Origin of the sequence: Bacteroides sp. GD17 (assembly GCF_038448625.1) — a bacterium.
Classification (GTDB): domain Bacteria; phylum Bacteroidota; class Bacteroidia; order Bacteroidales; family Bacteroidaceae; genus Bacteroides.
The window spans coordinates 24,346-32,075 of the sequence record NZ_JBCEZS010000023.1 but is presented as its reverse complement, the minus strand read 5'-3'; the positions used below and the strand labels follow the sequence as shown (position 1 = coordinate 32,075).

At 52.2% G+C, this 7,730-nt stretch carries 6 protein-coding genes; all 6 read left to right on the top strand.

The genetic code is table 11. From position 1 onward, the window contains the following. The first annotated feature begins 164 nt into the window (after window positions 1-164). The 6 genes from AAE250_RS22625 (at window position 165) to AAE250_RS22600 (ending at window position 7,422) form a co-directional block, all read left to right on the top strand. Window positions 165-1,124 carry a fimbrillin family protein gene (locus tag AAE250_RS22625; RefSeq protein WP_294602191.1) on the top strand — a complete coding sequence of 320 codons (960 nt, stop codon included), beginning with the start codon at window positions 165-167 and terminating at the stop codon, window positions 1,122-1,124. A gap of 441 nt (window positions 1,125-1,565) precedes the next feature. Then, window positions 1,566-2,573 carry a fimbrillin family protein gene (locus AAE250_RS22620; RefSeq protein WP_294602933.1) on the top strand — a complete coding sequence of 336 codons (1,008 nt, stop codon included), beginning with the start codon at window positions 1,566-1,568 and terminating at the stop codon, window positions 2,571-2,573. Window positions 2,574-2,597: 24 nt separating this feature from the next. Continuing rightward, entirely contained in the window at window positions 2,598-3,617 is a 1,020-nt protein-coding gene (locus AAE250_RS22615; RefSeq protein WP_294602931.1) for a fimbrillin family protein, read from the top strand. A gap of 33 nt (window positions 3,618-3,650) precedes the next feature. Further along, window positions 3,651-4,718 (top strand): fimbrillin family protein, encoded by a 1,068-nt coding sequence (locus AAE250_RS22610; RefSeq protein WP_294602928.1) that lies wholly within the window; start codon window positions 3,651-3,653, stop codon window positions 4,716-4,718. A 1-nt stretch (window position 4,719) separates the two neighbouring features. Continuing rightward, window positions 4,720-6,570, top strand: coding sequence for a fimbrillin family protein (locus AAE250_RS22605; RefSeq protein ID WP_294602925.1), 1,851 nt, complete (start codon window positions 4,720-4,722; stop codon window positions 6,568-6,570). 15 nt (window positions 6,571-6,585) lie between these two features. Continuing rightward, on the top strand, window positions 6,586-7,422 hold the full coding sequence (locus AAE250_RS22600; RefSeq protein WP_294602922.1) for a fimbrillin family protein: 837 nt from the start codon (window positions 6,586-6,588) through the stop codon (window positions 7,420-7,422). The last annotated feature ends 308 nt before the right edge of the window (window positions 7,423-7,730 follow it).

Below are 7,730 nucleotides of genomic sequence, written 5' to 3'. Positions count from 1 at the left end.
TGGAAGCCATCGGTGAGCATCTGAACTGCAACCATCCCACACACGAGATGCTGTACCAGCATTATCGCGGTGCAGCTGCAAAACTCGGAGTGATCAATCACATGACGCGAATCTATCTGGCAGAGATCAAACTGAACGACTTGTTCTGAATAATACAGCAATTCATGAAATGGAAAAATAAACAGATTTATCCGCAGCTTGCGATACACTCCCTCTTTGTCGCGCTGTCATTGCTTACAGTGTTGACCGTAGTGCTGCAAGCCTGCTCCAAACACTCCTCCGAGCCCGAACCGATACCTATACAACTGTATACCGGTATCCGCACCCGAGCCGCAGTAGACGCTTTCGACGGCACCCCCGTATGCGTGGCATGCGGAAGCGTTTCAGGAAGCTATACGCAATGCTGGGACGGCGTTGCAACAGGCAATGAGATTACCCTTGTCCCCGTGCGCTATTACCCCACGGACGGCACCCCCGTTTACCTGCGCGGATTCTACCCTCCCGCACCCCTGACAGAAGACGGAACACTGACATACACCCTCACCGGGGAAGAAGACCTGATGCTGACAGCCGAACAAAGCGGATCGGCGGAGAATCCCTTCACGGCAGATACAGAAAAGATGCTGGTACACCGCCACCTGCTCACCCAACTGAGCTTCCGCCTGAAACTGGATGTAGAAAATCCCGAACAATACAGCATCCGTTCACTCCGCCTGAACGGGCTGGCACAGGAAGTGACGCTTTCGCTGCTCACCGAAAAGCTGGAGTGCGGCACTCCGGCACCGCCCGTCATCCTCTATGACAGTGAGAAGTCAGGCAACTGTTTCCCCTTCGAAGCAGGCGTTGCCGAGCTGCCAGGCTTTGTGCTGGTACAGCCGGAAGCGGAGTTCACCATAGACCTGCGCCTGGCAACGGATGAAGAACCGGAGAACGACCTGGTCTACACCGGTTTGCCCATCCACTTTGAAGGAGGCGTAGGCGCAGGAGGAATATCCTACACCGTTTCAGTAGAAATTCCAGATCCTTCCTCACTCGATCCAAAGGCGGTGAACGTAACGGCAACCGTCGGGCATTGGGAGGACGGCAGCGGAGGAAACGGGGAGCTGGTGACAAGGCACCTGTAATTCAGGGAAAAGACACCTGTCATTCAGGACAGACAGTTCTGATTAATCAGGAACATTACATAAGAAATTCAAGTTTCACAAGTTCTTTTAAATAGGAATTTACCAGCGTAGCGCTGGAGCAAGGTTTCCATTCGGATTACTTGCAGCAAAGCCTGAAGGGCTTTCATCTATCAGCCCAGGGCAACGCCCTGGGTTTAAGAACACCCCCTTCACCTTACGCCCTGAAAGGGCATAAGATTGTATAACGGGCTTTTGCCCTTTCAGGGCGCAGAGATAGGAGTGCATTATTACCCAGGGCGTTGCCCTGGGCTGATAGATGAACGCCTTTCAGGCTTTGCTGCGCTAAATTATCATTTAACAGCCTCCATATAAACTTGCGAAACTTAAATAAGAAATTAATCATATCAATATTAATCATATTAATTAAAAACAAACGTAAAAATGAAAACAAGAATTGGTTTAGCAGTATTGGCGCTTCTGGCAGCCGGATGCAGTGAGAGTGAGAACATGGGTACACCGGAAACACCGGTTAATGCAAAAGCGATCCGGATAGGACAGAGCGTGCAGGGAACAACACGTGCGGCAGTCGTAGAAGGAAGTGACGTGACAGCCACAGTGCTGATGTGCGACGGAAATACAGCCGACTGGACGGGCTTTGTTGCTAAAAAAGCAAACAGCATAACCAGCGGAACATTGAGCGACCGTGCCAATGTCTCCACAGCCTCCTTCAAAGCAGGTGCGAATGCAGCAGTGACCTTGAATCCGACACTCTATTATGACAACACCAACAATCCTTCCACCACTGTCAAGTCACATCTGGTGGCTGTAGCTCCTGACGGTACCCTGGCATCTTCCGGCACGGCAGTAACCATGAAGAATGTGGACGGCCAGCAGGACGTGATGTACGCCGAAGCTGTGGATGCAGGCAGCGAGAGCTCCCCGATAAGTCCGCTTAACCTGACTTTCGACCACCTCACTACACAACTGAATTTCCAAGTGAAACTGACCGAAGCCGCCGGCACCGGTGAATGGGACAACAAGGCAGTGCTCGTGAAAGGCATTTCTGTTCAGAACGCCCAGCTTCCGCAAGCGGTGGATGCAGCTGATGGAAGCGTAACCTGGACAGCAGCCTCTTCACTGAATGTACCGGGTATATCCAATATAGCCCTGAATGCAACGGAGGCTAAAACCGGTAATCCGGTAATGATATACGCTGCCGGAAGCGTGATGGTGGATGTAGTGCTCACCGTGGGCGGTACGGACTTGAGTTTCGTCAACATACCCATCAAGAACGGGGACAGTGACCTGACCACCGTTAAAGGACAGTCGCACCTGATAACCCTGAACGTAAAGGAACCCGAAGCTGTGACCGGAGCCGCATCCATTGTAGCCACGGCTACAGTAAACAAATGGGTGGAAGGCACTCCCGGCTCTGCCGATTTAGACTAACCCGTCTGAATTCGTATTATGATTATGAAACGGAAACTAAGGACGCTTTTACCGGTCGGCTGTTTGCTCGGGCTTGCGGCACTTTCGGGACTTGCAGCAGGTTGTACAGATAGCGACAGCGGCGAGGTGCCTCTGACGGAGGAAGCCATACCCGTGCAGCTATTCGCCCGCGGCGGTGCACTCGAAGGTTCTGCTGCCGCCACTGTGACCCGCACCGAGTCGGGAGAAGCATTTAAGGCTTCCGTGGCCTTCTCCTCGGAAAGTGGCAGGTACACGCCGCTGAACGGGAAGAATGAAGGGATATGGACGGCAGATGTGGATAAATCGGGAGTTATAACATGGAATACGGAGGGCGGCAAAGCCGCTCCCGTCTATCCCCCTTATGGCGATTATCTATATCTGGTGGCCTGGGCTCCGGAGGCCGTACCTAAGGACGGTACTGTGACTTACACCCTGACCGGGCAGGAAGACTTGCTTTATGTCAATGAGCTGCAGGGGTGCAAATGGGACGGAGAACGGTTTTCCAATAACACACTCAAAGAGAGGGACAAACCGCTCACATTCAACCACCTGCTGACCAGAATACGCTTCAAGGCATGCAAGAAGAAAAGCGGAGGCTTGCCGGTGACGATCCTAAAAGTAACCGTAAACGAGGCCAAGGCGCAAGCAATAGTTCCATTGGCAACGGGAGAACCGTTATTCAGTACACCTTCCGACGGTACAGCCGGTTTGTCACTGACGCCTGCGGATGGCAGCAATGAAGTTGCGAACACTACCCCCGTAGAACTGGGCAGCCTGATGTTACCGCCACTAAGTGAAAATGCAGAAACTGAATATACACTGACCGTAGAAACTTCCACGGGAACTTATAATAATGTAAAAATCATATACGGCGACGCCCAACCTTCGGATATACTGAAGGCAGGCATGTCGCATGTAATAACTCTGACCCTCTCCGACTATACTCTTTCCATCACCTCTATCACGGTGGAACCGTGGAAACTGGTAGAAGCCGGTGACTTGGGAATAGGAGACAGAGAGTAGGACAGTGATAAATAGTTAGAAACACACATGATAATGAAAAAACTGAATTACAATTTATGGCATTTGTGCCTGACACTCCCCTGTATGTTGCTCACTACAGGATGCGAAAAGGATATTGAGAGCAATGAACCGGTGGAATTACAAATTGCACCGACTGTGGCGATAACGCGCAGCGTGATAGAAGGAGGTGAGCAGACTGCAAACAAAAACACTATTATGCAGAATGTGGCCGTATATGCTGCGGGGGACGATTACACCAAAGCAAAAAGCAATAACCATGCTATATATCTGCTAAGTAGTGGTTCCTGGAGTAGCACCGGGTCAGATCTTATTTACCTGACCAATAAAACAGCCACTATTTATGCCTATTATCCGGCGTATAAATCTGATGGAACAACTTTCCAACCGATCAGTGAAGATGATGTGACAGCCAATTCCACCATTCCGATTTCTGTTCTGGAATCTTCTGCTGCAATTACAGTGGCTGATAATGCAACAGGCAATGCCATTGCTGCTGCCGATGGAGAAATAGACTATATGTATGCCACTTCAACAACAGCAAGCAATCAGAATGCAAGCAAAAGCATTACCCTCACCATGAAACATGCACTCTCCATGGTTAGCTTTCGCGTATACAAAAGTAGCGATTATCACGGAACTGGAGACTTGACTCAGATTGTTCTGAAAAACACGAACGGGAGCTCAGTATTATCAAAAGGAAGTACCTCAACAACGATGAATGTTACCACAGGAGCAATTACCCAGAATACTGCTACAGCTGCCACCTATACCCGTACAATAACTACCGGTACTTATACCTTAGGAACAGCAGAAAGCGAAGCCAAAAAACTCAGCATCCTGGTATTGCCCATAACTGACAGCGCCATTCAAGATGGTAAAATAGAAGCTGTGTTCACTATTGACGGAGCAACCTACACCGCAGCGATCAAAGCCCCTACTGAAGCAGATGCTGAAGGCAAGTGGAAGCCCGGCAACAACAATCTTTATACAGTAAAGCTGAGTGGAACAAAACTGGAGGTTACCAAAGTAGAAGTTACTGCCTGGAGCGAAGTCACCGGTGGCAATTTAGACATCCAATGATATGAAGCAAACCTTTATCCTCCTCTGCATCCCCCTTATCCTGGGGGGATGTACCGGAGAAACGTCTCCGGTTGAAGACGGGATGCGTGTCGCCCTGCAGCCCGGTGTCACCACAGCTACCGCAGGTACCGCCTGCAGCCGCTCCATTGTAAACGGCATTGGTGCGGCCGCAGACCGTATAAACACTGTCGGCATCTACGTGGCTCGCGCATCGGACCATGCAACATACCCGGGAACACCGGACGCAGGTACGGTATTTAGCGCACCTGCCACTGCGGGACAGCCATGGACGACCTCACCTGCGGTTTATGTAAACTCCGTGGAAGGACAGCTGTATGCCTGGTCGCCAGCCACACAGGCGATCACAAGGAATGCATCTGCAGCACCCACCGTACCGGTCAGCGTTCCCGCCGCACAGACCTTTGACGGCGCAAGCACCACCGCCTGCTCCACAACCGACTATCTGTACGGTTCCGCCAGCGGCACACCGGGATCGGAAGCAGCCATCAGCGTAAGCCGTACATCGTACACCCCGGATATTTATTTGCAGCATGCCCTGGCACAAGTAGTCTTCACGATGGACAATGCAGCCGACCGACCGGCCGACGCAGAATATGATTATGTAAAATCCATCACACTGAAAGCCGGTAGCGGCACACCGTTCAAGGCTACGGCAGCAAGCAGCAGGATGTCACTGGCAGACGGCAGCCTGACAGATATAACAGCTGCCGACGAATTGAGCTTTACTCCAAGCAGTAATCCGGCGCGTCCGGGTTCAACGGGTTCACCCAACATAGTGGCATACGGACTGGTCATCCCCAAAGTGGCTACTGCCGGTAACAGCATCACAGTAACAGTAGTAATGGGAAGGACGGGCGATACTGCCGACGAGCGTGAGTACACCGTTCAGGCGGGAACACTGTTCGATGCAGCCTGGACGAAAGGCAGCCGTTACACCTATCATCTGATACTGGGGAACCGCAATATAACCTTGGGTACGGTAGACATAGGAAGCTGGCAGGATGGAGGAACCACCTCGGGAGGGGAAATGCCGCCCGAAGGTACTCCACTGCAGGTGCTTGCCGGCATAGGTAACACTCCTGCCACAAGAGCCGGTAGTGACGGAACGGCATACGACCGTAAAGCCTTCAAAGCAGCCGACAAAATCCGTATCACACGTAGCAAGAATGGCAATACAGCCACCAGCGATTATCAGCTGAATGCGGACGGAAACAGTTGGAGCGTAACAGCCGGAACGGAATTCACATTCGAGTCCGCAGCCACCTACTCGGCCGTCTACCCGCTGGATTACAACGGCATCCGTGCCGACCAGCGCACGACAGAGAACTTCCGCCTGAGCAACCGCCTGGCAACCCCGTCCGGCATCAAAGCAGACCGTACCGGACTGTTGGCATTTACAGGGGCCAACCAGTTCACCCATGTGAATGGCCGCATCACGCTGGCACTGACGGGAACCCATGATATAACCTTTGCCGCCGACAAGACAGTGCTCACCCTGAAAGGAACAGGCATTTACAGTGGCGGTACACAGGAGGAAACCATCTACCCCCTCCGCCCCGATGCTGCCGGCAATACGTGGTGTGCCGTTTTTTCGCCATTACAGACAGGAAGCAGAATGATTGCCCTAACGCTGGAAGTCTCGGACACCGACAACGGCAATCCGTTCACCATCACCTACAGTTGCAACGTCACTTGTGCCTGCCTGAAAGACACGCATTACCGCTACAACCTTTCAGTGGTAAACGACCGCCTGGTGCCCGAAGGCGTGGAGATAGAAGAATGGCACAATGCCGACAACGGCTACGTAGGCGATTTCGACAGCAACCAGTAATAAAAGAAAAGCAATATGAAACCAACCAACAGCCATCCGCTCCTCTGCCTGCTACTCTGCCTGCTCTGTGCCTGCGGACAGGAAGAGCACAGCGGCCCCCTCCCCGTCGAAGTATCGGCATCTATTACCGGGAACAATGCGGCACCGAATACAAGGACCGATCCGACCTATTCGGTGACGACAGCCAACTATGACCGTAAAAACTTTGAAGAAGGGGATGTGATAAAGATTACAAAACAGGGAATGGCCGCCTTGTATAAGAAAGAAGGGAAGTATTGGAGAATCTATGAAGGCGAAACACCACTGACGACGAATGGAGGAGAGGTCTTCACGGCAGTATTCCCACAGAATTTCACGGCGATACAGCCGGACCAGACTACAACCGGGAGTTTCTTCAACAGCAATAAACTGCAGGCCACCGCCACCTCCGTCAACAATCACCTGGCATTCGGATTCACCCACGCCTTTGCAAAAATAACTTTGGTCATTAACTATGTACCGGCAAAGACTCCTAACAAAGCCATAATAGAAGGTACAGGTATGCGTGGCGGCAGCGGAACGGAAACAGTATCATTCTACCGTACTTCAGGTGCAGAGGAAAGTAGCATACATTCGTATGTAGGCATTGTGAATCCGGGCACCTACTCCACCTATACGATTAAAGTGACTACCGGCAGCGGGGCTTCTGAAGATACAAAGAGTTACAAGGAGACAGTTGCCGCACGATTGACGCTGCAGGCGGGCAACAACTACCAGTTCACCTTCACCACCTCGGACGAACTGATCCTGACGGGCGTCACCGTGAGCGATTTCGACGCGCAGGCGGAAATGGACACGGGAAGTGCGACATGATGTCCGATGATTGCCGTTTGATGTCCGATGATTGCTATTTGATGACAAATGCGAATCAGCAACACTCATATAAATGCGGATTTAGGGACGCGGAGGGTGAAATAATGCCCGGACACCTCCACCGGAACTCCCGCGATACCTGCCGAGTACTCGGAAACCTCCACCGGAGCTCCCGCGGACCCTTCCGAGGCCCTGACACCCCCACGGGAGCTCTTGCGGACCTTTCCGAGTACTCGGAAACCTCGCCGGGAGCTCTCGTGGACCCTTCCGAGGCCCTGACACCTCCGCGGGAGCTCTCGTGCCCCTGG